The organism is Aeribacillus sp. FSL K6-2848, from assembly GCF_038004325.1.
GTDB classification, from domain to species: domain Bacteria; phylum Bacillota; class Bacilli; order Bacillales; family Aeribacillaceae; genus Aeribacillus; species Aeribacillus composti.
Genome location: NZ_JBBOQQ010000001.1, coordinates 2,441,432 through 2,466,659, shown reverse-complemented (window position 1 = coordinate 2,466,659; position 25,228 = coordinate 2,441,432). Strand labels below are relative to the sequence as shown.

Here is a 25,228-nt window from a genome sequence, read left to right as displayed (position 1 = left end):
GTATGAATGTAAATGCTGAAATTATTGCTGTCGGTTCAGAACTGTTGCTTGGACAGATCGCCAACACAAACGCCCAATTTATATCAAGAAAGCTTGCCGAAATAGGCGTAAATGTTTTTTATCATACGGTCGTTGGAGACAATGCTGAGAGGCTAGAGCATACGATCGAAACGGCAAAAAAACGGTCGAATTGCATCATTTTTACCGGCGGGCTCGGCCCGACAAAAGATGATTTGACGAAAGAAACGATTGCACGTATTTTGAATAAACGTCTCGTGATCGACGAGGCGGCGATGAAAAACATTGAGGATTTTTTTAAACGGACGAAACGGACAATGTCGGAAAACAATCGGAAACAAGCATTAGTTTTGGAAGGTTCTACTGTTTTGCCAAATCATTACGGAATGGCGCCAGGAATGGCGTTAGAGGCGAACGGAATTATATATTTGCTCATGCCGGGTGTTCCGAAAGAAATGAAGCCGATGTTTATCAACTACGGTGTGCCGTTTTTGCAATATCATTACGGGTTAAAAGAAAAAATCATCTCGCGTGTGCTCCGTTTTTTTGGCATCGGCGAATCTCAGCTTGAAACAGATATAGAGGATCTGATTGATCAGCAAACAAATCCGACCATCGCGCCGCTGGCAAAAGACGGCGAAGTAACATTGCGCCTGACAGCAAAACATGAAGATGAGTCGACTGCGCTGAAGCTGATTGACGAAACAGAAAAAAAGATTTTAAGCCGTGTTGGCCGATATTTTTATGGACACGGTGAAACTTCGATCCAAGAGCAGCTTATGAAGCTTTTAAAAGAAAAGCAATATACTATTTCGGCTGCAGAAAGTTTGACGGGCGGTCTTTTTTCCGAACAGCTGACCCATTTTCCAGGCGCTTCGAATGTTGTGCTTGGAGGAATTGTCTGCTATACAAACGAAGTGAAGCAGCATGTTCTTGGCGTGTCGGAAGAAACGTTGAAAACAAAAGGAGCCGTTAGCTCTGAATGTGCGAAAGAAATGGCGGAAAATATAAAAAAATTGACCGGCAGCAATATCGGCATCAGCTTTACGGGAGTGGCAGGACCTGATCCTTCTGAAGGAAAAGAAGTTGGGACTGTCTATATCGGTATTCAAATCGACGATCGGCCGACGGCAGTCTTTGAGCTTCATCTTTCCGGTACTCGGGAAGGGATCAGGCACAGAACGGCAAATTATGGCTGCTACTATGTAATGAATGTAATAAAGGAAATGGAAAACCGGTTATGAGCGTCTTCATCCGGTTTTTTAATTTTTATATAATAATGAAAATTAAAAAACGAATAAATGTTCCCTTTTTTCTTGGCAAACAGGAAAAAACACGGTATATTTATTTTGAAGCTATCAATTTTTTAAGGAGGAAATTGTATTGAATCATGATCGTCAAGCTGCCTTGGAAATGGCGTTAAAACAGATTGAAAAACAATTCGGAAAAGGTTCGATAATGAAGCTTGGAGAACAGGCTGAGCGAAAAGTTTCAACAGTTCCAAGCGGATCGCTGGCATTGGATGCAGCTCTTGGCGTCGGCGGATATCCTCGAGGTCGGATTATTGAAATATATGGACCGGAAAGCTCCGGTAAAACGACAGTGGCCCTTCATGCCATTGCTGAAGTTCAAGCTCTAGGCGGGCAAGCAGCGTTCATCGATGCGGAACATGCGCTCGACCCTGTCTATGCGCAAAATTTAGGTGTTAATATTGATGAACTGCTTTTGTCGCAGCCCGATACCGGCGAGCAGGCTCTTGAGATTGCAGAAGCTCTCGTTCGCAGCGGTGCAGTCGACATCATTGTCATTGACTCGGTCGCAGCACTCGTCCCAAAAGCGGAAATTGAAGGCGAAATGGGCGATGCGCATGTCGGATTGCAGGCGCGTCTTATGTCACAAGCGCTTCGGAAGCTTTCAGGAGCCATTAGCAAGTCGAAAACCATTGCGATTTTTATTAATCAAATAAGGGAAAAAGTGGGCGTCATGTTCGGAAATCCCGAGACAACTCCAGGGGGACGCGCGCTGAAATTTTACTCATCTGTCCGCCTTGAAGTGCGCAGAGCTGAACAGCTGAAACAAGGAAATGATATGGTAGGAAACAAAACGAAAATTAAAGTTGTCAAAAACAAAGTAGCGCCTCCTTTTAGAACGGCAGAAGTTGATATCATGTACGGGGAAGGGATTTCAAAAGAAGGAGAAATCATCGACCTGGGAACGGAATTGGATATTATACAAAAAAGCGGTTCGTGGTATTCTTACCAAGAGGAGCGTTTAGGACAGGGAAGAGAAAATGCAAAGCAATTTTTGCGCGAAAATCCGGATATTCGCGATGCCATTCAGCAAGAAATTCGCAAGGCATATGGCCTTGAAACGAATGAACCTGTGCAAGAGGGGCAGGAAACGTTCGAGCTTTTGGATGAATAATGTACGCACATCTTAGCGTAAGGCTGGCGGAGTAGCCGGTCTTATTTTTTTGGTCAAAAAAAGCCCCATCCTTTGTTCGACAAGATGAAAACTTGACAAGGGTTATTCCCACATTTAAAATGGATATGTATATTTTTTCATTTTTGCAATATATTTAACATATTTTTTTGGAAAATGTTATTGGGAGAGTAAATGTGTAATGCCGACACTTTCTTTGTGACAAGTTCATAGCAAGAGGAGGTGAAAGAATGGAACTCATTGAAATCATCTCCATTTTGCTTGGCCTAATCGTCGGTGCAGTTGTTGGTTATTTTGTTCGAAAATCCATTGCTGAAGCGAAAATAGCGGGTGCAAAAAACGCCGCGGAACAAATTCTTGAAGATGCTAAGCGTGAAGCTGAAGCAACGAAAAAAGAAGCGCTTCTGGAAGCAAAGGATGAAATTCATAAGCTTCGTTTGGAAGTAGAAAAAGAAATTCGCGAAAGAAGAAATGAACTTCAAAAACAAGAAAACCGTTTAATGCAAAAAGAGGAGAATCTCGATCGAAAAGATGAATCATTAGATAAGCGTGAGGCGATGCTAGATAAAAAAGAAGATTCTCTAAATGAAAGACAACAGCATATTGAAGAGATGGAAAGCAAAGTGGAAAAGATGGTGCAAGAAGGACAAATAGAGCTTGAACGCATTTCGGGTTTATCGCGTGAAGAGGCGAAACAAATCATCCTTGAACGAGTGGAAAAGGAACTTTCTCATGATATTGCTGTAATGGTGAAAGAAGCAGAAACAAAGGCGAAAGAAGAAGCAGACAAAAAAGCAAAGGCAATTCTTTCCCTTGCTATACAGCGCTGTGCAGCAGATCATGTGGCTGAAACGACCGTTTCTGTTGTGAATTTGCCAAATGACGAAATGAAAGGGAGAATTATCGGCAGAGAAGGAAGAAATATCCGCACTCTTGAAACGTTGACAGGGATCGACCTCATCATCGACGATACACCGGAAGCGGTTATTTTATCAGGATTTGATCCGATTCGCCGTGAAACAGCAAGAATTGCGCTTGACAAGCTTGTTCAAGACGGGCGCATTCATCCAGCGCGAATTGAAGAAATGGTGGAAAAATCGCGGCGGGAAGTGGACGAGCATATTAGGGAAATCGGAGAACAAACGACATTTGAAGTTGGCGTTCACGGTCTTCATCCGGATTTGATCAAAATTTTAGGCAGATTGAAATTTCGAACGAGCTATGGCCAGAACGTGCTGAAGCATTCAATAGAGGTTGCCTTTTTAACCGGATTGATGGCTGCCGAATTAGGTGAGGATCAAATCCTTGCAAGACGTGCAGGGCTTCTGCACGACATCGGAAAAGCCATTGACCACGAAGTAGAAGGAAGCCATGTTGAAATCGGCGTGGAGCTGGCAACGAAGTATAAAGAACACCCGGTTGTCATCAACAGCATTGCTTCCCATCATGGGGATGAAGAACCGACATCGGTAATTGCGGTTTTAGTTGCAGCGGCTGATGCTTTATCGGCAGCACGGCCGGGTGCCCGCAGTGAAACGCTTGAAAATTATATTCGCAGGCTTGAAAAATTGGAGGAAATTTCCGAGTCGTTTGAAGGTGTGGAAAAATCGTACGCCATTCAAGCAGGCCGCGAAGTTCGCATCATGGTAAAACCGGATGCAATAGATGATTTAGAAGCTCATCGATTAGCAAGAGATATTCGCAAGCGGATCGAAGAAGAGCTTGACTACCCTGGACATATTAAAGTGACCGTCATTAGGGAAACTCGTGCGGTTGAATATGCCAAATAAAGTGGTACATGAAAATGTGCCGCTTTATTTTTTTTTCAATTTATGCAAAACTATATAATAAACATTTAGAAAGGAATTCATCATGAAAGTTTTATTTGTAGGCGATGTGGTAGGAGCAAAAGGGAGAGAAATGGTTGAACAATATTTGCCGAAGCTGAAGAAAAAATATAATCCTGAAGTAACAATTGTCAATGGTGAAAATTCTGCACATGGCAAAGGAATAACTATGAAAATTTACCAGAAGCTTCTTTCATTGGGAGTTCAGGCAGTGACAATGGGCAACCATACTTGGGATAAAAAAGAAATTTTTGAATTTATCGATGAAGCAAAAGCGTTGGTTCGACCGGCTAACTTTCCTGAAGGCACACCAGGAAAAGGAATCGTGTACGTGGAAGCGGATGGAAAAGAGCTTGCAGTCATAAACCTCCAGGGAAGAACATTTTTGCCGGCAATCGATTGCCCTTTTCGGAAAGCGGATGAATTGATTCAAGAAGCGAAGAAAAGAACTCCATATATTTTTGTTGATTTTCATGCGGAAGCAACGAGCGAAAAACAAGCGATGGGCTGGTATTTGGATGGGAAAGTTTCCGCAGTGGTTGGCACTCATACACACGTTCAAACTGCCGATGAAAGAATTTTAGATAAAGGAACGGCATTTATTACCGATGTCGGGATGACAGGACCATATGACGGTATTTTAGGAGTTGACAGGGAAGCAGTATTAAAAAAATTTTTAACGAATCTCCCTGTTCGGTTTGAAATCAATGAAGGCAGAGGACAATTGAATGCCGTATTAGTGGAAATTGAGGAAGGAACCGGCAAAGCGAAATCGATCAAACGAATATTAATCAATGATGATCACGTTTATTTTGAATAAATTAAATCACTAGCGTTGCATTAATTTAATTCGAAAATTCCGAATTGAAAGAAGTCCATAAAAAAATCCTTTATAATGGATGGTACAGGTGGTCCCTGTCCAAATCCAATATAAAGGATGAAGCCTATGGACAAGGATACACTATTTTCTTCATTTGGTAAATGGGTCACTCCTCTCAATTCTGTTAAATTTACACAAAGAATTGAAGAGATGAAACAAGATAAATATACGAAAAAATTAACCACAAAAGCGTATTTACTTTTGTTTTTGCATGCTCAACTTCAACAACGAGAAGGACTGCGCGCCATCGCCGATGATGCGTTACTGGATGATTTTCAGCGAGAATTAGGATTGACATCTATTAGTGCTTCACAACTTTCTCGAAAACATCGCCAAGTAAAACCCGAATTGCTCGCAGAAATCTTTCTGGATTTAGTGAATCAAATCCGCCAGATGTCCACGAATTCCTCCAGTCAGGTGAGTGGCTTAAAAATCGTGGATTCTACGACCATTTCACTGAATCTGAAAAAATATCAATGGGCTACGTTTCGCAAAACGAAGTCGGGAATTAAGGTTCATTTACGACTGGTGTTTGTCAATGAAGATACGGTTTATCCGGAAAAAATGGTCATGACCCCAGCAGGGAACAATGATCGAACACAAATGGAACAACTGATCGACGAAACAGATGCCATGTACGTGTTTGATCGTGGTTATGTAGACTACGAAAAGTTCGATTATTACTGTGATAAAGGCCTCTTTTTCGCCTCCCGTCTGAAAAAGAATGCCTATGTTCGATTTCTTGAATCGTTCTCTGTCCCATCCAATTCCTCTATTTTATCTGATTCGATGGTGGTCATTGGGACACCACAAAAACGAACGGAAAATGTCTTTCGATTAATCGAAACATTCGATTCGGACGGGAATCGAATTCGAATCATTACGAACCGATTCGACCTAGATCCAGAAGAACTTGGTGATATCTATCGTTCTCGATGGGCCATTGAACTATTTTTTAAGTGGATTAAGCAACGTTTAACACTCAAACATCTTTATGGAACGAGTCCAGAAGCTGTAGAAAATCAGGTTTACTTAGCTCTGATTTCTTACTGTTTACTCATTCTTATTCAACTTGAAATGAAATCGAAACATTCTCTCACCCAGATTTATCGTTGGCTTCGCGTTTTTCTTTGGAAACCAAGTACCGTGTGGGTGGAACGAATTCAACGGGAATGAGTTGAAAAAAGTCGGCGAAGCGCAGTAGCCATGTAACAATAAAACAAATACATTTATTACCAAATGGATAGTGATCACCTTTAGTTGGTTACTGCCTTGTTTTTCGTTTATCATAAAATATTTTATTCAGAAAATTCTGCATAAAATGTTTTTATTTTTTATGCAACGCTACTGAAATTAAATAAAAAAAATTAAAAATAAGCAGGAATACTGCTAAACTTTAGGGAATATAGTAACTATGGGATGGAACCAATTGTTCAAGAGGTGATGGGTCTTTTGAACAATGCATCTAACAGCATTTGTTCCAATAAATTTTCACGAACCATTGTAAAAAATGAAGGGGGAACTAGGAAATGGAAATATTAAAAGTTTCAGCAAAATCTAATCCGAATTCTGTCGCCGGAGCGCTAGCAGGGGTGCTGAGGGAGCGTGGAGCCGCCGAAATTCAAGCGATTGGAGCTGGAGCATTGAATCAAGCTGTAAAAGCGGTAGCGATAGCAAGAGGATTTGTAGCTCCGAGCGGTGTTGACTTAATTTGTATTCCGGCATTTACAGATATTCAAATAGACGGTGAAGAACGAACAGCCATTAAATTGATTGTTGAGCCGAGATAACATGTTTAAATAAATTAGCTAAACAGTCTGCACTCCTTTTCGGTTGCAGACTGTTTTTTGCTTAAAATGTTGATAATATTTATCGGTTTTATTATAATTTCATTATACAGAAGTAGAGAATGGTGAATATTTAAAATTTTTTGTCATTACAAGCATTTAAACTTGTAATTTTGATTATTTAGGGATAAAATTGAAATCGTTTAGGATTATCCCAAAAATTTTAAGGTATGGTGGTTTTGCTGCCAGAACAAGGTTATTATTGCTAAAAATAGCATAATTCATCATCATAGACTTTTCGGCAGGGCAGTGGGCCTCTAAAATACCGGAAATGATAAAGATATTTTAGATCCAAAGGAGTGTAACATAGAAATGGTAAACCAACTCTCATGGAAAGTCGGTGGGCAGCAAGGAGAAGGAATCGAAAGTACAGGAGAAGTCTTTGCAATTACGCTCAACCGGCTTGGTTATTACCTATATGGATACCGCCACTTTTCTTCACGAATTAAAGGGGGACATACAAACAATAAAATTCGTGTCAGCACGAAGAAAGTTCGAACGATAAGCGATGATTTAGATATTCTTGTTGCTTTTGACCAAGAAACGATCGATTTTAATTTTCACGAATTGCGGGACGGCGGAGTTATTCTTGCCGATGCAAAGTTTGGACCGAAAATCCCTGAAGGAAGCAATGTTTCCTTATATTCAGTACCTTTTACGGAAATCGCTTCAGAGCTGGGAACATCTTTAATGAAGAACATGGTTGCAATCGGTGCAACAAGCGCAATTTTGAATCTTGACCCGTCATTATTTCAGGAAGTTGTACAAGACACTTACGGAAGAAAAGGCGAACAAGTCGTCTTAAACAACATGGAGGCGATTAGAAAAGGCGCCCAATATTTAAAAGAAGAATTAGGGTTTGACCGTTCAGATCTTTATTTGGAAAAAGCTGATGGTCAAAAGCGGATGTTCATGATTGGAAACGACGCCATCGCTCTAGGTGCGATTGCCGCTGGTGCACGCTTTATGGCTGCCTATCCGATTACTCCCGCTTCGGAAATTATGGAATATTTGATTAAAAAGCTTCCAGATTTAGGAGGAGCTGTCATTCAGACGGAAGACGAAATCGCTGCAGCCACAATGGCGATTGGAGCCAACTATGCTGGCGCTAGGGCATTTACTTCCTCTGCTGGTCCTGGTTTATCATTAATGATGGAATCGATCGGTCTGTCAGGCATGACGGAAACTCCGCTAGTCATAGTTGATACACAGCGCGGTGGTCCGAGCACTGGACTTCCAACTAAGCAGGAGCAATCGGATTTAATGGCTATGATTTACGGAACACATGGAGAGATACCAAAAATTGTTATTGCACCGAGTACGGTGGAAGAAGCATTTTATGATACGGTTGAGGCGTTTAACTTAGCGGAAGAGTACCAATGCCCTGTGATTGTACTTTCTGATTTGCAGCTTTCTCTTGGTAAGCAAACGGTTGAACCTCTTTCCTATGAATCTATCCAAATTCGGCGCGGAAAACTATTAAATGAAGAATTAGTTCCGGAAGCAGGCAATCAAGGGTATTTCAAACGCTATGAAATAACAGAAGACGGTATATCGCCGCGAGTGATTCCTGGAATGAAAAACGGCATCCACCATGTGACAGGTGTTGAGCACGATGAAACTGGAAAACCTTCGGAAGCTGCCGCAAACAGAAAGGCGCAAATGGAAAAACGGCTTCGCAAATTAGAACAAATAGAGTTCAACAATAAAGTTCATAAAAATGACAAGCATGAAGAGCCGGATATTTTGTTCATCGGCTACATTTCGACAAGAGGGGCCATTGAGGAAGCGATGGAACGTCTAGAAGAAGACGGAGTGAAAGTGAACCATGCGCACATCCGTCTCATTCATCCATTCCCGAAAGAGGAAATTCGCCCGCTCATTGAAAAGGCTAAACAAGTCATCGTTGTGGAGCATAATGCAACAGGACAATTAGCAAATCTTATAAAAATGAATGTCGGATTTGCTGACAAAATTCAATCTCTATTAAAATATGACGGAAACCCGTTCCTGCCGAATGAAATTTATACGCAAAGCAAGGAGTTCACAAAACAAGGAGTGTTGTTCTAAATGGCCACTTTTAAAGATTTTCGCAACAATGTCAAACCGAATTGGTGTCCGGGTTGCGGCGATTTCTCGGTTCAAGCAGCTATACAGAGGGCAGCGGCTAATGTCGGTTTGGAACCGCATCAGCTTGCAGTCATTTCCGGAATTGGATGCTCAGGAAGGATTTCAGGTTATATATATTCTTACGGCTTCCATGGAATTCACGGTCGTGCGCTTCCGATCGCACAAGGTGTAAAAATGGCGAACCAAGATTTAACGGTCATAGCAGCTGGCGGTGACGGCGATGGGTTTGCTATTGGTACGGCGCATACCATTCATTCGATGAGAAGAAATATCGACATTACGTATATTGTGATGGACAACCAAATTTACGGGTTAACAAAAGGACAAACGTCCCCAAGAAGTGATGTCGGTTTTAAAACAAAAAGCACCCCGCAAGGTTCAATTGAATCTCCGCTGTCCGTAATGGAATTGGCGTTAACAGCAGGTGCTACGTTTGTTGCGCAAAGCTTTTCGACAGATTTAAAAGATTTAACTTCCTTGATCGAACAAGCAATTCAGCATAAAGGCTTTTCCTTTATCAACGTGTTCAGTCCTTGCGTTACTTATAACAAAGTGAACACATACGACTGGTTTAAAGAGAATTTAACAAAGCTGAAAGATATTGAAGGATATGATCCTTCTGACAAAAAACTTGCGATGCAAACGTTAATGGAATATAACGGTCTTGTAACAGGTCTTATTTATCAAAATAAAGAACAAAAACCATATGAAGAGCTTGTTCCAGGATTCGGCGAAGTGCCGCTTGCAAAAGCTGAACTGAAACTTAGCAAAGAAAAATTTGACGAATTAGTAGCAGAGTTTATGTAGGAGAGGGGTTCCCCCATAGCCATCAAGTTAAGAATTTGATCTTTTTTCAGCGCCAAAAACATGGTATCCTTTCTAACGAAAATCATCGTTGGAAAGGATTATTTTTTGATGGCAAAAAAGATGAAGGCATGGATAAAAACGATTCGTCAACTCTTCTCCTATGAAGAACTGACCCGTCTGGAACGGAAAGTCGGATTCATTCAGCGGCAGCGTTCATTAACAGCGGAAGCCTTTCTGACACTATGTGCTTGGGGAGACGGATCGCTCGCCTGTCAGTCGCTTCAGCGGTTGTGTGCCGATTTGGCGCTCTGGCATGATTGCTCTCTCTCGAATGAAGGACTGAATCAGCGGTTTACGCCTCGTGCCGTGGCGTTTTTAAAAGAGGTCTTTTTTACTCTCCTGATGCATCAACGTCCGGCACTCTCTTCCATCACCGAAACGTATCGCGCTTGTTTCACCCGTCTGTGGATCTTAGACTCTACCAGTTTTTTACTTCCGACCGACTATGGTGAGGATCAAGGTTCGGTTTCATCTGGCGCCAAAATCCAATTTGAGTATGAGCTGTTATCGGGAACCTGTCTTCAGCTGTGCGTCCAACAGGCCAATGATTCCGATGCCCGTTTTGCTTATCATACCCAGCACACGATTTTACCGAATGACCTTTGCATTCGGGATCTGGGGTTTTTTTCACTCGCCACGCTGGCGGAGATCGATGCTCGAGGTGCTTATTATATTACCCGGTTGCGTTCCGATATCAAAGTCTATATCAAGCAGGACGGGGAGTGGCACGAATGGGATTGGGAATCGATAGGAAATCGATTGGGCGAGGGGGAAGCCGTGGAAGTGGAACACGTGTATATCGGACACCAACGCCTGTATGTTCCGCGTCTGATTTTTCGCCGTCTCACGGCGGAAGAATGGGAAAAACGGCTGGCGTACGTGCGGAAAAAGGAAAAAAAGAAAGGGAAGGCGCTGTCACGCCAAACCCTTGAACAAAAGAAATATCACATCTTACTGACCAATTTACCACAAGAATCGTTTGATGCGCAACAAGTTTATGAGCTGTATTCGCTGCGCTGGCAAGTGGAGCTGTTATTTAAGGGCTGATTTGATCTTGACCGTGTCAAAAAGATGAAGAAGGAACGATTCGAATGCCACTTATATGGGACATTGATTGCCATTTTAGTCACGCAGACTCTTCTGTTCCAAGCCCGAAGGTATTGGCATCAACGGGAGGGAATCGAGATCAGTGAATGGAAAGCGCTTAATATCCTCCAATCGTATTGGCATCGGTTTCTTTTGCATCCCCAAGCGATGGAAACCGCCCTTCCATCTCTCCTGTCTCTGTTAAGGAAACACGCGAGGAAAGACCGAAGGAAAGGAGAGGAAACGGTATCGGATCTTTTAAAGAAATTGGGGATATGGTAGTGTGGGTCATGGATAATGGGGCTGTCCAGAAAGTCAAATCCTCATTGAGAACAAAAAATCATAAACACCGATATATCAATGTTTCTAACACATTAATGGGGGCGTCAATAAGCCGTAAAAACGACTTATTAGACACCCCCATGCCCAGCATTTGGTTTTCTCTTCATCCTTTGATTGATTTTTCGAACATGCGTATCATCCTAAAAAATTTTATACCGCTAACCTGACGGGTATGGTCTCCGTCCCTCTTTGCCACCTTATTATTGCAACTGACGTCATATCGCTTGCTTCTCATATTTTTCGGCATTGCCTTTCAATAGTTTCAACTCCTGCCCATCGATGCTTAAATCAATCAGCACCCCATTGAAAATATCTTCATTTGTCTTTTTATCATTCGACTGCAAATATCGTACGCGATACCACTTTTGTCCGTATTGAAAATACATATACCGCCCTTTTGCAAAGTCAAACCAAAACTTAACCCGTTCTCCGTTCACTGTTTTCCAGACGTAGCCCCATGCCCTTTTTTGAGGGAAATTTGTCATTTTTGGTCGGCCTGAATTGATGACTTTGTAGAATAGCTTGTTTTTCACATCGTACAGTATCATGATCTGCTGCCTCCTTTTATCATCTATTACTACATATATAGAAGCAGCGGCAGAAAATTAGACTTCTTTTTTAGAAAGTAGCGGCATGTATGCAGTTCCTATCAGGCATGATCTCATGCACATTATCCTGTTGATTGCTCCCTTTTGTTGATTAGCTCCATAATCATGCGCACGAAAAACGATAGGATAAAGATGGTTATAAACGAATCCATCCATGTCCATGTATGATAGTTAATTAAATCTGTATATTTTTCACAAAGAACCTCAATGATCGTTAAAGCAGCGGTATATAATGTGCATTGCACGATAATGCCCAGAAGGCGAGAATGATAAGAGGTTTGGTAAAAATACACACACATGATCGGATACAGAAAGTATTCAAAAAGAATGCTCGTGTCGAAATATTGGCCTAAAAACCTTACAGGGTATTCAACCAATTTTCCTTCTGCAACAATAACGCCAAAAAATGAGGAAAAATAGGCTTTCAATAAGAACACTAAAAGCGTGTCTTTGATTAGCGGTTTTCTCAGACTAAAACAAAGTAAGGCAATGCCAATCATCAGCAATGCCCACAAAAGGATTCTGTCCATGGATTCATCCATCTCCTATGATTGATTTGCATATCGTTTAGTATGGACAAGAGAAAAATGGAATATTTCTGAATAAATGAAAATGCCGCTTAAGCACTGATTTGGTTGTTTCACTAACTCGTGGCTCAAATAGACAAAAGATGCGCTTATTGATCTCTAAATACGATCATGCCGCAAATCATCGGAATGATCATTAACATTGCGACGGTTAGAGTAGGTATCGGCAGCCGGTTTGCGAATATTGCACCCATCCCTCCCAGAAAACCGCCTATAATAAAAGGAATGGCAGTTTTTGTCTTGTCCGCATTTGGTTTTGCGTGATACCATGCGTCCCATACGCAATAAACATAAAATCCAGGGTAAAATAACATGTAGTCAAAATGGGTCACCTAGATAGCCTGTTGATGTAATCCGTTAAAATCAAGGTGAATGGCTTCGTTTATATGTCCGAATGCATTATCAAAGTGTTCCACAATGACAAAGAAGACACCCTTTATGAATTGACCATTATATATTTGCCCAAATCCAGGCATCAGAATTGAAAATAAAGCAGCAATGTTTCTCATCGTATCCCCTTTCATTTTCTGGAAGTGGAAATCATCATCGTTTGTTACTTATATTTCCTTATGAGCGAGTTCAGTATGTATATGATGTTTTGGGTTGGATACGAATTTTCTCATTCATGGATACCGCATTGATAAAAGTGCTCACCCAAACACGGTGATGGGCCATAAAAACAATTATGAACGATTCATCCCGTGCATGGATGAATGCCGCGATTAAGATAATGGGTCTTGCGTTTTGGTCTTGGAGGGGGAAAGGAGAATTTGAATGGCGGCATTGTCTAGATTGGCGGTGATGTCATCCAATTTCCCAGCCCATGTGAGATTATCTTGTTTGGGAGTTGGATAAAGAAGAAGTCGCCAACTAATAACATTGATCATAAAGACAAATCCTTTAAATCGATTATCGTTTCCCAAAGACGATGATTCATTTTTCGATAGAGGGCAGAAAAGTGCACATTTCAAACAAGGGAAAAATCTTGTAGAATATGTAAAGAGAAAATAAAAATAGGAGAGGGTATCATGCCAGTATACAACAAACTTGTCCGTGATAAGATTCCACAAATTATTGAACAAACGGGAAAGACATTTACAACGAGAATATTGGAAGATGACGAATATCGCAAAGAGCTGCGAAAAAAAGCATTTGAAGAATTAGAAGAATATATGAATGCGAGTGATAATGAAACAGCGCTGGAAGAATTGGCGGATGTGCTGGAAATTATTCATGCTCTTGCCGAATGCCACGGATCGTCGATCGAACGCGTTGAACAAATTCGAGCGGAAAAAGCAGAGAAGCGGGGAGGATTTAAAGAAAAAATCTTTTTAGTCGAGGTACACGATGAGTAAGGTCGAATTAATTCAACGCAATCTTATCGAAAAGATACAGGAACATATCGAAACATCGTCAACCATATACATATTGACCTCGTTCGTGATGAAATCGGGTGTCCGCCTGCTGAAAGAAACATTGAAAAAAGCGGCGGAACGAGGGGCGGATATTAAAATTTGCGCTGGCGATTATCTCTTTGTCACCCAGCCGGAAGCGCTTCGTGAGCTGATCTCTATTCATCCGGACATCGAAGTTCGTTTATGGCGAAGCAGGGGAGTATCTTTTCACCCGAAAGCATATTTATTTGAAAATACAACGAACGGCTATTTTATTGTCGGCTCATCCAACTTATCGAAATCGGCGCTGACAGAGGGAATCGAATGGAACATCGGGCTGGATAAAACTGTCGATGAAAACGTATTTGCAGAGTCAATGGAAGAGTTTTTGAAGCTGTTTTACGCTGATGAAACAGTACAAGTGAACGAAGAGACATTAAAGGACTATGAAAACCAGTATCATGACTATCACCAACGGCATCCGAATCTTGCGCGAACGTGGGCGGAATCGGAAGAAGTTGAATTAATGCTTCCAGTGGATAAAGCGGAGACGGAAATCAATGAACGTGATCATGACGTAATTTACGATCCAGCAACGGTCACATACGAAACGATTCAGCCGCGCTTTGCCCAAGTGGAAGCGCTCGAGCGGCTGGAAGCGGCTTACGAAGAAGGCTACGACAAGGCGATGGTTGTCATGGCGACAGGACTTGGGAAAACGTATTTAGCCGCATTTTTTGCCCGCAATTTTCAAAAAGCGCTGTTTATCGCACATCGTGAAGAAATTCTTCGGCAGGCAAAACGTTCGTTTCAAAGGGTTATCCCGAATAAAACATTTGGCATTTATGACAGAAATAAGAAAGATAAGGATGCCGACATTATTTTTGCCTCCATTTTTACGCTAAGCATGAAAAAACATTTAAAAGCCTTTTCCAAAGATGCGTTCGATTTAATTATCATCGATGAATTTCATCACGACGCGGCGCGTTCTTACCAGCGGGTGCTTGACTATTTCGAGCCAAAATTTCTGCTTGGCATTACCGCAACTCCAGATCGAAATGACAACAAAGATGTATATGCGATTTGTGACGGAAATGTTGCCTACAAAATTGATTTTATTGAAGCGGTTCAGCGCGGATGGCTTGCTCCTTTCCGCTATTACGGTGTTTACGACGATACGGATTATTCCAAGATCAAATGGCTTGGCAACCGCTATGATGAAACAGAACTGCTTCAAGTGCAGCTAAGAGAAGAAATGGCGGACAAGATTTTAAAAGCATGGGAGAAATATAAGAAAACAAGAACGCTTGTATTTTGTTCATCGATCAAACAAGCCGACTTTTTATCCGAATATTTTCGAAAACGAAATTATCGAACGGTCAGCCTTCACTCCCAGCAGACAGACATTCCGCGCGATCAAGCTATCGCGATGCTGGAAAAAGGGGAATTAGATGCTATTTTCACGGTGGACTTATTTAATGAAGGCGTTGATATTCCATCAGTGGATACATTGCTGTTTGTCCGGCCGACAGAATCGCTCACCGTGTTCACCCAGCAAGTCGGCCGCGGACTTCGGTTGTACGAAGGAAAGGATTATTGCGTCATAATCGATTTAATCGGAAACTATCGCAATGCTGATGTGAAGCTGAAATTGTTTGATACAGAGCGCAATGCGGAGAAAAATGGAAAAAGAGAAAAGGTGATACCGACCGTTCCCGACAATTGCTCGCTTCATTTAGATATACAGGCTATTAACTTATTAGAAGAAATGAGAAAAAAACGCCAGCCGCGTCGTGAGAAACTATTATTTGACTATCAACAACTAAAACAGGAACTCGGTTATCGCCCGACATACTTGCAGCTTCATCTCTATGGAAGAAGTGAGGCGTCTGAATATAAATCAGAGTTTAAATCGTATATCGGGTTTCTTTATTGGGCTGGGGAGCTGTCAGAACGAGAGAAAGAAATTTTCTCAAAGTATGAATCATGGTTAGTGGAAGTAGAACGCACTCCGATGACAAAAAGCTACAAAATGGTTGTTTTACAGGCGATGCTTCAACGGGGTTCTTCACGATGGCATTTGCCGATTACGCCGCAAGAGGCAGCACCATTTTTCCATCGCTATCTAACCGAGAAAGAATACCGGAAGCGCATTGATTTTTCAGACAAGGAAACAAAACGGCTATGGGTTTACGATGAAGAAAAAGTAAGCAAACTTATCGCTAGAATGCCGATGACGAAATGGAGCGGGAGTTCAAACGGACTTCTTTCCTTTGACAACAATGTGTTTTCTTTAACATTTTCCATCGGACCGGAAGACGAAGAGATTTTATACCAATGGACGAAGGAGATTTGTGAGTACAGGTTGCATGTGTATTTTGAGAGAAAGAATAAATAATTGTTTATGAGAACAGAAGCTAATACACGCTTCTGTTTTTATTTATACCGACACGATTCGACAACATTTTTCTTATGTTTTCGATACGATAATTTTAGGCATTTTTTACTATATGTGGAGGGATTCGATGAAGCCAGGAGCAAAGAAGTTACTAGAATACTTACAGGAAAATAAAGAATTAGATTTTAAAGATGCTAAAAATATAGGAAGTTTTTGGACTGATAAAACCATTAAGCGCTTTGTGGAAGAATACAATGATATTTTTGTTGTTGAAAACCAAAAAGTAAGACTTAAGAAGGGGGAAAACTTACAGTCTTATAAGACTCATATAGATGTGAATGAATATGTTCAAATGCGTTCAACGATTCTTTCAGAATTAGAGAAATTTCTCGTTGGTCCATTTGAAGAAAATGAAACTCTCGGTCGTAGAAAAGCACCAATGGCCCTTTATCTAACTGGGAAGCTTGTTCCATTCGGTTCCACTTTTGATGTTATTAATGAAGAAGAAAATCATATTGAAACAAAACAATTATTAGAAGATGAAGCGATGGATGAAATGCTTATTCATCGCCATGTATTTCGTCCATCTGCGATGGGATTTAGTTTTAAAATGAAATCCCTTTCGAGTATAAAAGTTCACATTAGTTGGGGAATGTACGATGATGAAGAACATAAACGGACGCAACTACAAGAAGAATGGTGTTTTGTTCCTGAAAATAAAACATATGTGGCTAAAAATGAGCCTGCTCGAGTACGTTGTAAAATTAAATATCATGACGGTTTATATCATATTAGTTTATTTTTGATTAACAGCTATGAACGGGATTCATATCCAAAACAAAGTGAAATTATGTTTCAAACAAAAATGATTGTGGAGGTTCCTAAGGAACATATAGCTGTTTTTTCTTCCAAAGCTGATATAAATCATTACGAAGATGAGCTATTATACGGACGGCATTTTCATGAGTATGCAGTTGGTCATGGGGTTGGCGTAGATTGGAAAGAAACGGATCAGTACGTCATTATTGAGAGCAAATGGCTTCCTTTTTATGAATTGCCTGTTGTAGAGCATCGTACTTTCTCTCATGCTCGATTTTTTATGAAAGAGTTAAGTGAAATGGATTCGGAAAGTTTACATACAACATTATCTATTATTCCTGAGCAATATGAAAAATGGCTATGTGAACAAAAAGGTCATATTCCATCTTTGCCGGAACATTTACAAGATATAGCGAGAAATAATGTTAACAAGATTGAAAAAATAATTAAAAGAATTCGAGAAGGTATTTGTTTAATTATAAGCAATCCTTCTGTAAAAGAAGCATTCCAATTTGCAAATAAAGTTATGATGATTCAGCAAGCTCAATCGAAGGTTGCTTTGCATTATCGTACTTTTCAAGAGAGAATAGAACCAAAATATACATCGGAATGGCGTTTATTCCAAATAGCATTTTTATTAATGAATATCGCTGGTATTGTTGATAGACATCACGAAGATAGAGATGTTGTAGATTTAATCTGGTTTCCGACAGGTGGGGGGAAAACAGAGGCGTATCTAGGATTAGCTGCATTTACCATGGGATATCGTCGGCTTATTGGGGAGTGGGATAATCCGGAAACATATGCAGGTGTTACTGTATTTATGCGTTATACATTGCGGTTGCTAACAACACAGCAATTTCAAAGAGCTGCAGCTATGATTTGCGCTGCTGAGTTGATTCGTCAGGAAAATCCTGAAAAATATGGAATTGAACCATTTCGTATAGGACTTTGGATAGGACAATCTTCTTCACCTAATACATATGAAGATGCAATACTAAAAATGGAGCAAATTAGGGAAGGAAACGAAGTACTAGAAGGAAATCCGATGCAGTTAACTCACTGTCCTTGGTGCGGAACAGAACTTAATGCGGAGGATTACATCATTGAGCGGCATAAGCAATTAATTCGTTGTCATTATTATGATTGTCCTTTTTCATCTGAAAAGGGAATTCCTGCTTTAACGATTGATGAGGCTATTTATCAATATGTTCCTACGATTCTTATAGGAACTGTTGATAAAATGGCGCAGATTGCTTGGAAAAAAGATATGTATGAGTTATTTGGTCGTAAAACTCATTATGATTTAGAAAAGGGGTTTATTTTTTCTGAAACGAATAAAAAAGGATATAAGAAAATTAATTATTTAAAGCCTCCTGAATTGATTATTCAAGATGAACTGCATTTAATCTCTGGTCCATTAGGATCTTTGACGGGTCTATACGAATTAGCTGTAGATTATTTATGTCAATATGATGGAGCAGGTCCTAAAATTGTCGCATCTACGGCCACTATTAGAGGAGCTGATGAACAGATTCGTCGTCTCTACGGCCGTGAGGCTAGTCAATTTCCTTTACCAGTCCTAAAAGCAACAGATAATTTTGTATCGTATGAAGTTCCAACACAACAAAAGCCAGGAAGGTTATATGTAGGAATTTGTGCACCGGGTGTCAGTGGAAAAATTCATTCTGTCCATGTTTATTCAGCATTGTTGACAATAAGTGAAAAATTAAAAGGACCTGTAATTGATCCGTATTGGACAATTTTAGGGTATTTTAATACGATAAAAGAATTAGCAGGAACAACAATGCTTTTTAAAGATGAAATCCCAGTTCGTTTAAAATTACTTAATGAGAATTCCGAGCAAAAGGAATTAGTTATTGAGGAAATGACAAGTCGAAGAAAAGCAAGGGAAATTCCTCATTTGCTGGCTCAAATGGAAAAAACGTATGCAGAAAATGGAGCGCTTAACGCTGTATTAGCTACAAATATGATTTCGGTAGGAGTGGATGTCAATCGTCTTGGAATTATGGTAGTGCATGGTCAACCAAAAACAACATCAGAATATATTCAAGCAACTAGCCGTGTTGGAAGAACATATCCAGGTCTTGTTTTAACCTTATTCAACTCTTTACGTCCACGGGATTTATCACACTATGAAAGATTTAAATCTTATCACAGTTCAATTTACCGTTTTGTTGAACCTACAAGTGTGACACCATTTGCTCGAGGGAGTATTCAACGTGGATTAACCGGTTTGGTAGTAGGATCAATACGGCAAGGAATCATAGAGATTAGCAAAGAGCAAAGCGCAAAACGTTTTGTGATAAACGAAGATGTTGAAGAGATTAAGAAATTTTTGATTGAGAGAGCCGTAAAGACAGGAGAAATATCTGAGCAAGAATTTGAACAACATATTGAAAGTGTTTTAGATTGGTGGCTTGGAATGACAAATAAATATGATTCACTTGCCTATCGATCTTCAAAATATAATCATATGCCTTATTTATTGAAACCATTTGGTGATAGCAATGCATTGAAAGACGCAAGACCTGCGATGCATTCTCTCAGAAGTGTGGAAGCAGAGATTGAAGTAAAAGCGTGGAAAGGATAAAGTCAAAAGAAATAATTATTTGAGGTGTAGAATTATGGAAAGACAATTCGGGCAGTTGAGGCCAAGCCAGCTTTTGTTTTATCATGGACCAGGCGCCATTGTGGATATGTTGAGTGGCAGTGTTATGATTATGGCTGCAGATTTATGGGATTTTCGTTCCAAAAATGTAATAGAAGATGAGCGTGTAAGGAGTTCATTAGGAGTTCCTTATTTGAGATTGCTCAATGAAGATCAAGAAAAGATAAGTGTAACTGCGCGGCCGTTTCCAAAATGGAAAGTATGTCCAAGATGTGGAATGATGACAGAATGGGATACAAGAGAGTGTTATTACTGTGGAAAAGAAAATGTAAAAATAGAGTTATTTCCTAGTCGCTTTGTCATAGCGTGTAAACATGGTCATATTCGAGATTTTCCATGGATTGAATGGCTTCATGAAGGCGAAGAAGAATGTAAAAAACCGATATTAAAAATGACTTATCGAGGTATGGCTGGATCCCTTTCAGATATGTATGTTCAATGTGTGAAATGTAGAAAACAAAAATCATTGGCAAATATTATGAAATTTACGATGGATTGTACAGGAGAACGTCCATGGATAGGGGATGAAGAACAAGATAAAGAGCAATGCAAAGAACAAATGGAGACAGTTTTACGTGGGGCTTCGAAGTTATATACTCCCATCGTATTTAGTACATTAAGTATTCCTTTAAGTGATGGGAGAGTAGACAACTTAATCGAAAAAGTAAACAGAGAGAAACATAACTTACTGAAGATAAAGGATAGATCATATGAGCAATTTAAACAAATTGCCTTAATATTGTTAGATATTACAGAAAATGAACTTCCTGCTGTTGAGCAAATTTTAAATGGTGAGTATGAGCAATCAGTATCATATGAAACCATTCGTAAGCAAGAATGGAATACAATAATTAAGAAAAATGTTGATTACTTAGAAGAGACAGGTTTTAAATCTGTTGAAGTAGAGATTCACGAACAAATGAAACCATATTTTTCATCCATTGTAAAAATAGAATCATTACCTGAAATTCAAGTATTGAGAGGATTTACACGCCTTCATTACCTAGATCCATTCGATGCTACGGAGATTCCTTTTTGCTCCATCATGAAGAATAGCCGGTCAACCGATTGGTTGCCAGCGGTAAAAAATTTAGGAGAGGGTATATTTTTTCAATTCAATATCCAGAAACTATTAGAATGGGAAAATAAGGAGAATGTGAAACAAGAATTATCTCGTATTTTTGAGCGCTATAATAAACGTCGGGAACAACTGGGGAATTCATCTATTTATTTAAAAGCCCGCCATATATTGATTCATACGTTTAGTCATGCGATGATTCAAGAATTTGCAAGGTTCTCTGGATATGCTACTACATCTCTGCGAGAGAGATTGTATTGTAGCGACGATATGTATGGTGTGTTAATTTATACAGCATCGTCTGATTCAGAGGGAGGATTAGGTGGGCTAATTGAATTATCTAAGCCAGAGAAGTTATATCCAATCTTTGTACGCGCGCTTGAGAAAATGGAGTATTGTTCGTCTGATCCTCACTGCTCCGATGCAAGATTTGAAATGCAATCTACCGTTAACGGGGCAGCTTGCCATGCTTGTGGATTTGTTTCTGAAACATCATGTGAGTGGGGGAATCAGCTTCTTGATCGACGAACTTTAATTCCCTTAAATGAAGGAGAAAGTCTTGCGTTTTTCCAATTGTAAGAAAAAAGAGCAAACTCTATTATGGGTTTGCTCCTTTTAATGCTGGACATTTTTTTAAATGTTTGAGGGCTTTGTTTTCAATTTGACGTATACGTTCACGGGAAACACCGAATAATTCCCCGATTTCTTGCAATGTCATTTCTTCACCTGTCATAAAGCCAAAACGATACAAAATTATTTTCCAATCTCTCGGGTTTTTTATGATATTACGTAAATAATCAATAGCGCTCTCAGCCAATACGCGGTTTTCTATTTCTTCCTCATAACGCTCTTCTGATAAAAGCCAGTCGCATTCCTCAGGTTCTTCAATATAAGAATAATCAATAAAAACCTGCCTTTTTAAGCTGGTGTCTTCATAAAAAGGATGGTTAAAATAACAATATATGCGTGCACGTGCCTCATCTCCAACATTGTCATCATATAGAGAATAAAGTTCTTCAAAACTGATATAATTTGTTTTGAAAAGTATATAGTCGCTATCCAAGATGTTAATATTAGTTTTCTCATTTGTTATTAGTTGTTTTTCGAAGATTTGATCATTTTTCATAAGTGTTTCAATCCGATGAGTAGGAATACGAATCAAGGACAAATTGTCTGATTTATAGCGTTGTAAACGAGCAAATAAATGTCTGCGAAAATAATGATAAAAACTACCGCCCAATTCGGGATTGTATTTTTCGTATGCCTTATGTAATGCGAAATAGGCTTCTTGATAAAGATCCTCCATTGGAACTGTTTCACATGAAAATTTTTTTGCATATTGGTAAATTGTAAATGAATAATAGTCCCATGCTAAAGAAAGAAAAGTTTCTTTCGGCAATTGTTTAAATTGTTCGTTGGTCAAGCGTCGCTTTGTTTTAGTGGATGCTAACGCTTTTATTTTCCATTGTTGTCTAAGAGTAGGTATTGATTTTGATTTGAGGTTATTTTTTATATTATTTTCTAATTCCATATATTGTTTTTTCCACAGTTTAGGGTTGAACCGCCAATACCCCACCTTTCCTTTAATAGGCTCAAAAAATGGATAGGAAGATAAAGTATTTCGAATACTGCTCTCTGCGTATGTAGTATCTTCTTGAATGTCGCGTACGATTTCGCGAATATGTAATCCTGATGGATGCAGCATTAGAAGTTCAGCTAAATGTTGCATTAGTGATTTGGTGCCTAGCTTTTTCATTTCTGATAGCTTAGCTAAGTCTTCATATTTCATTTGCTCTGTATGTGCTTTTTCATCAAATACACCTAATTCCAAGTATAAATGATCGTCTTTTAGAAAAAATTCTAGCTTTTGTCCAGGCTCTAAATCGTAATCGATCATAAAATTACTAAGATGTTCACCATATAACACATTGTTCTTTTCATCATAATGAATAATCATAGGTGTTATTTTTTCACCATCTAAGAAATTTACTTTTAAATAACCATTTTGAATCCAATCTTTGAAATAATGTGCAGCTAAAGTTTCTTGAATTCGATCATAATAGCGAAGGGTATAGCTCAACTTTTGTCTTTTCACTAGCGGCGTTGTTTCATGAGATGTTTGATCCTTTTGTTTTAGCGAAGTAGTCTGGTTATTTATGTTATAGTCTAGTTCATTAACCTTTAAATCAATGATATCCAAATTAGTGCTTCCATATAAGCGCTGTTTTGGTATGATTTTCGGTAATTCTTTGGATGCTGAATATATGAGAGAGTCGTCATTTACTAAAAAAAGATTGTTTTGCAATAGTGGAACTATTTGTTTAATTGCTTCGAAATACGGAAAAAACAACGGTTGATGTGGTTGCAAGTTAAATATTCGTTTAATGATATACCGTATTTTAACAGCTTCCTTACTATCCATTACAAATTGTTTAATGATAGGAATTTTCATCGCAACTTTTTCTTTAATATAGTCGGTTACTTGAACAGAAAGAAATGCCTCGCTATAGTTTTTTTCAACTAGAGAAACGATTTGTTTGCGATTAACTTGAAAACGAGGATCAATTTTTGGAAAAAAGTATGCATTAGGATCATCGATTGAATATTTAGATAAAACATTTCTGTATATATCGGAAATTGGGATTTTGTCAATATTGTTTTTTACCATATAATAGTAGACTAAATCATTCAGCAAATTCCATTCGCTCAGAACTAAGTATATAATTCCGTCATCAGATGAAATTGTATCAAATCGGGGATCTAAATAGATTTCACTCATTGTTAAATTCATTATTCTACTATTATATTGATATGGATAAGGGTTAATTTGCATATTATAATAGAGACGGTCTAGCTCTTTGCAATAAACTTCTTTACGTGAAAAATGATCTTCTTCACTTGCTTTTTCATAATAAAATTGAGCTTCAAGAGCAAGTTTTACAAGATTTTGAGCTTCTTCAAGCGGAAGTCCTCTTCCATTTCCCCAATGTGTACGAACAAAATCAATAATAAGGTCACGGTGAAGGGGAGATCCAAGCGCACGGAATGCTCTATTAATTATGGATATATTGCTGTAAATAGGACCATTTTTCATTCCCAATTCCCCCTAGTACAAGAAAAAATGTAAAACTGTTATATCCTTTTTGTTTTTTTAGATTATTATACCAGAAGCAAAAGTTTATTATTAATCAGGTATTTTTAAACAATAAAGCAGACAGCAGAGAAAATTCTATTTAAACCAGAAGAGTGATATGATGCTACATATTGTAGATGTAATGTAGTTATTTGGATTATACAAAAGTAGAGTGGCTTCTCTTATCCACTCTACTTTTCATTAATAACTCCTAACACTTATACGTGACGACTAGTTCTTCTGTAATCATATTGTTTTCAAATACCGTTTCAAGTAACATCACCGTTTCAAGCGTTGCTTTGTAGTCGAGCGTTTCGAATTCGGTATGTTCATGCTCATAGCCGACGGATAAGTTGACAGATGGAATGCCGAATTCGGCGAAGACTTTGGCGTCGCTGAGTCCGCCGTGGGTCATTTTCCAGTCGGGCATGCCGGCGAGCGCTCCAGCTGTTTCAAAAATGCGGCCGTAATTATCGTCGCAAAATGGCACGATGCCGGCGTAAGAAGTGACGATATCGCGCGTTCCGCGGCGGTCAACGACAATCGCGGCATCGACGTCTTGCGAAAATGTTGGGTCGATGTTACGCGAGCCGAGGCAGCCGATTTCTTCTTCGACGGTAAAGGCGATTTTGAGCGTTCCCTTGAAGCGGGAATGGCGAATGAAATCAAGTATTTCTAAGATGACCGCGATTCCCGCGCGGTCGTCGGCGCCTAAGATGCCGTGCGAGCTGTTTAATACCGTTCCGTTTTCGATAATCGTGCGTTTCGGTGAAAACGGGCGAACTGTATCCATATGGGCGGAAAGCAAAATCGTTGGACCGTTTCCGCAGTAGACAGCAGCAAGCAAGTTTCCGTAATCGTCGATTTCGCGCCAATCTGTTTTTTGTTGGAGCTTTCGATAGAGCATTTGCCGAATCATCGCTTCTCTGCCGCTTTTTCCGTTTATGGAAAGACGGGAGTATAGGCGATGTTTGAATGTTTCTAAGCGATACGTCATTAGCAGCTCTGGATTTCGCCAGACATTGTATAACCGTTCAGCCATCGTCAGAAGGTCATCGAT

Annotated in this window: 20 protein-coding genes; 13 read left to right on the top strand and 7 right to left on the bottom strand. The window is 39.6% G+C overall.

Annotated features, from left to right (window positions below; translation table 11 throughout):
* The first annotated feature begins 2 nt into the window (after positions 1–2).
* The 9 genes from NSS70_RS11810 to NSS70_RS11770 all read left to right on the top strand — a co-directional run bounded on the left by NSS70_RS11810 (position 3) and on the right by NSS70_RS11770 (position 11,078).
* A complete protein-coding gene (locus NSS70_RS11810) occupies positions 3–1,262 on the top strand; it encodes a competence/damage-inducible protein A (RefSeq protein ID WP_340881673.1) in 1,260 nt (419 codons plus the stop codon).
* A 139-nt stretch (positions 1,263–1,401) separates the two neighbouring features.
* On the top strand, positions 1,402–2,442 hold the full coding sequence (gene recA, locus NSS70_RS11805; RefSeq protein WP_082829319.1) for a recombinase RecA: 1,041 nt from the start codon (positions 1,402–1,404) through the stop codon (positions 2,440–2,442).
* 248 nt (positions 2,443–2,690) lie between these two features.
* Positions 2,691–4,250, top strand: coding sequence for a ribonuclease Y (rny, locus tag NSS70_RS11800; RefSeq protein WP_063386730.1), 1,560 nt, complete (start codon positions 2,691–2,693; stop codon positions 4,248–4,250).
* A gap of 82 nt (positions 4,251–4,332) precedes the next feature.
* Complete coding sequence (locus NSS70_RS11795) at positions 4,333–5,127, top strand: TIGR00282 family metallophosphoesterase (protein WP_063386731.1); 795 nt, start codon at positions 4,333–4,335, stop codon at positions 5,125–5,127.
* 126 nt (positions 5,128–5,253) lie between these two features.
* The gene (locus NSS70_RS11790) at positions 5,254–6,363 is read left to right on the top strand and encodes an IS4 family transposase (RefSeq protein ID WP_144596560.1); all 1,110 of its coding nucleotides are present in this window, start codon (positions 5,254–5,256) and stop codon (positions 6,361–6,363) included.
* Between the two features lie 353 nt (positions 6,364–6,716).
* Positions 6,717–6,977, top strand: coding sequence for a stage V sporulation protein SpoVS (gene spoVS / locus NSS70_RS11785; RefSeq protein WP_003181955.1), 261 nt, complete (start codon positions 6,717–6,719; stop codon positions 6,975–6,977).
* Positions 6,978–7,346: 369 nt separating this feature from the next.
* On the top strand, positions 7,347–9,104 hold the full coding sequence (locus tag NSS70_RS11780) for a 2-oxoacid:acceptor oxidoreductase subunit alpha (RefSeq protein ID WP_063386732.1): 1,758 nt from the start codon (positions 7,347–7,349) through the stop codon (positions 9,102–9,104).
* Complete coding sequence (locus NSS70_RS11775; RefSeq protein ID WP_063386733.1) at positions 9,105–9,971, top strand: 2-oxoacid:ferredoxin oxidoreductase subunit beta; 867 nt, start codon at positions 9,105–9,107, stop codon at positions 9,969–9,971. It begins immediately after the preceding gene.
* A 108-nt stretch (positions 9,972–10,079) separates the two neighbouring features.
* Entirely contained in the window at positions 10,080–11,078 is a 999-nt protein-coding gene (locus NSS70_RS11770) for an IS4 family transposase (RefSeq protein ID WP_340881671.1), read from the top strand.
* A 157-nt stretch (positions 11,079–11,235) separates the two neighbouring features.
* Here the strand turns inward: NSS70_RS11770 and NSS70_RS11765 are convergent, their stop codons facing one another.
* From NSS70_RS11765 to NSS70_RS11745, 5 genes are all read right to left on the bottom strand, one after another.
* On the bottom strand, positions 11,236–11,436 hold the full coding sequence (locus NSS70_RS11765) for a hypothetical protein (RefSeq protein WP_340881669.1): 201 nt from the start codon (positions 11,434–11,436) through the stop codon (positions 11,236–11,238).
* A gap of 238 nt (positions 11,437–11,674) precedes the next feature.
* Entirely contained in the window at positions 11,675–12,007 is a 333-nt protein-coding gene (locus tag NSS70_RS11760) for a hypothetical protein (RefSeq protein ID WP_042411413.1), read from the bottom strand.
* Between the two features lie 122 nt (positions 12,008–12,129).
* Positions 12,130–12,597: a CBO0543 family protein gene (locus NSS70_RS11755; RefSeq protein WP_340881665.1), complete on the bottom strand. Its 468-nt coding sequence runs from the start codon at positions 12,595–12,597 to the stop codon at positions 12,130–12,132.
* Between the two features lie 389 nt (positions 12,598–12,986).
* Positions 12,987–13,163, bottom strand: a complete 177-nt coding sequence (locus NSS70_RS11750) for a hypothetical protein (RefSeq protein ID WP_340881663.1) — start codon at positions 13,161–13,163, stop codon at positions 12,987–12,989.
* A 213-nt stretch (positions 13,164–13,376) separates the two neighbouring features.
* The gene (locus tag NSS70_RS11745; protein WP_158082868.1) at positions 13,377–13,541 is read right to left on the bottom strand and encodes a hypothetical protein; all 165 of its coding nucleotides are present in this window, start codon (positions 13,539–13,541) and stop codon (positions 13,377–13,379) included.
* A 141-nt stretch (positions 13,542–13,682) separates the two neighbouring features.
* Here NSS70_RS11745 and NSS70_RS11740 point away from each other — a divergent pair, with 141 nt between their 5' ends.
* The 4 genes from NSS70_RS11740 (at position 13,683) to drmB (ending at position 21,614) form a co-directional block, all read left to right on the top strand.
* Positions 13,683–14,009 (top strand): nucleoside triphosphate pyrophosphohydrolase, encoded by a 327-nt coding sequence (locus NSS70_RS11740; RefSeq protein ID WP_015864194.1) that lies wholly within the window; start codon positions 13,683–13,685, stop codon positions 14,007–14,009.
* The gene (locus NSS70_RS11735; protein ID WP_340881659.1) at positions 14,002–16,446 is read left to right on the top strand and encodes a DEAD/DEAH box helicase family protein; all 2,445 of its coding nucleotides are present in this window, start codon (positions 14,002–14,004) and stop codon (positions 16,444–16,446) included. Before NSS70_RS11740 ends, NSS70_RS11735 begins: the two co-directional genes overlap by 8 nt.
* A 127-nt stretch (positions 16,447–16,573) precedes the next feature.
* Positions 16,574–19,879: a DISARM system helicase DrmA gene (gene drmA / locus NSS70_RS11730; protein ID WP_340881657.1), complete on the top strand. Its 3,306-nt coding sequence runs from the start codon at positions 16,574–16,576 to the stop codon at positions 19,877–19,879.
* A 34-nt stretch (positions 19,880–19,913) separates the two neighbouring features.
* Positions 19,914–21,614 carry a DrmB family protein gene (drmB, locus tag NSS70_RS11725; protein ID WP_340881655.1) on the top strand — a complete coding sequence of 567 codons (1,701 nt, stop codon included), beginning with the start codon at positions 19,914–19,916 and terminating at the stop codon, positions 21,612–21,614.
* Positions 21,615–21,633: 19 nt separating this feature from the next.
* Here drmB and NSS70_RS11720 read toward each other — a convergent pair whose 3' ends face one another.
* Together NSS70_RS11720 and NSS70_RS11715 are read right to left on the bottom strand one after the other, a co-directional pair.
* Positions 21,634–24,129 (bottom strand): sigma-70 family RNA polymerase sigma factor, encoded by a 2,496-nt coding sequence (locus NSS70_RS11720; protein WP_340881653.1) that lies wholly within the window; start codon positions 24,127–24,129, stop codon positions 21,634–21,636.
* A 250-nt stretch (positions 24,130–24,379) separates the two neighbouring features.
* A complete protein-coding gene (locus NSS70_RS11715; RefSeq protein ID WP_340881651.1) occupies positions 24,380–25,210 on the bottom strand; it encodes a M20/M25/M40 family metallo-hydrolase in 831 nt (276 codons plus the stop codon).
* Positions 25,211–25,228 lie beyond the last annotated feature (18 nt).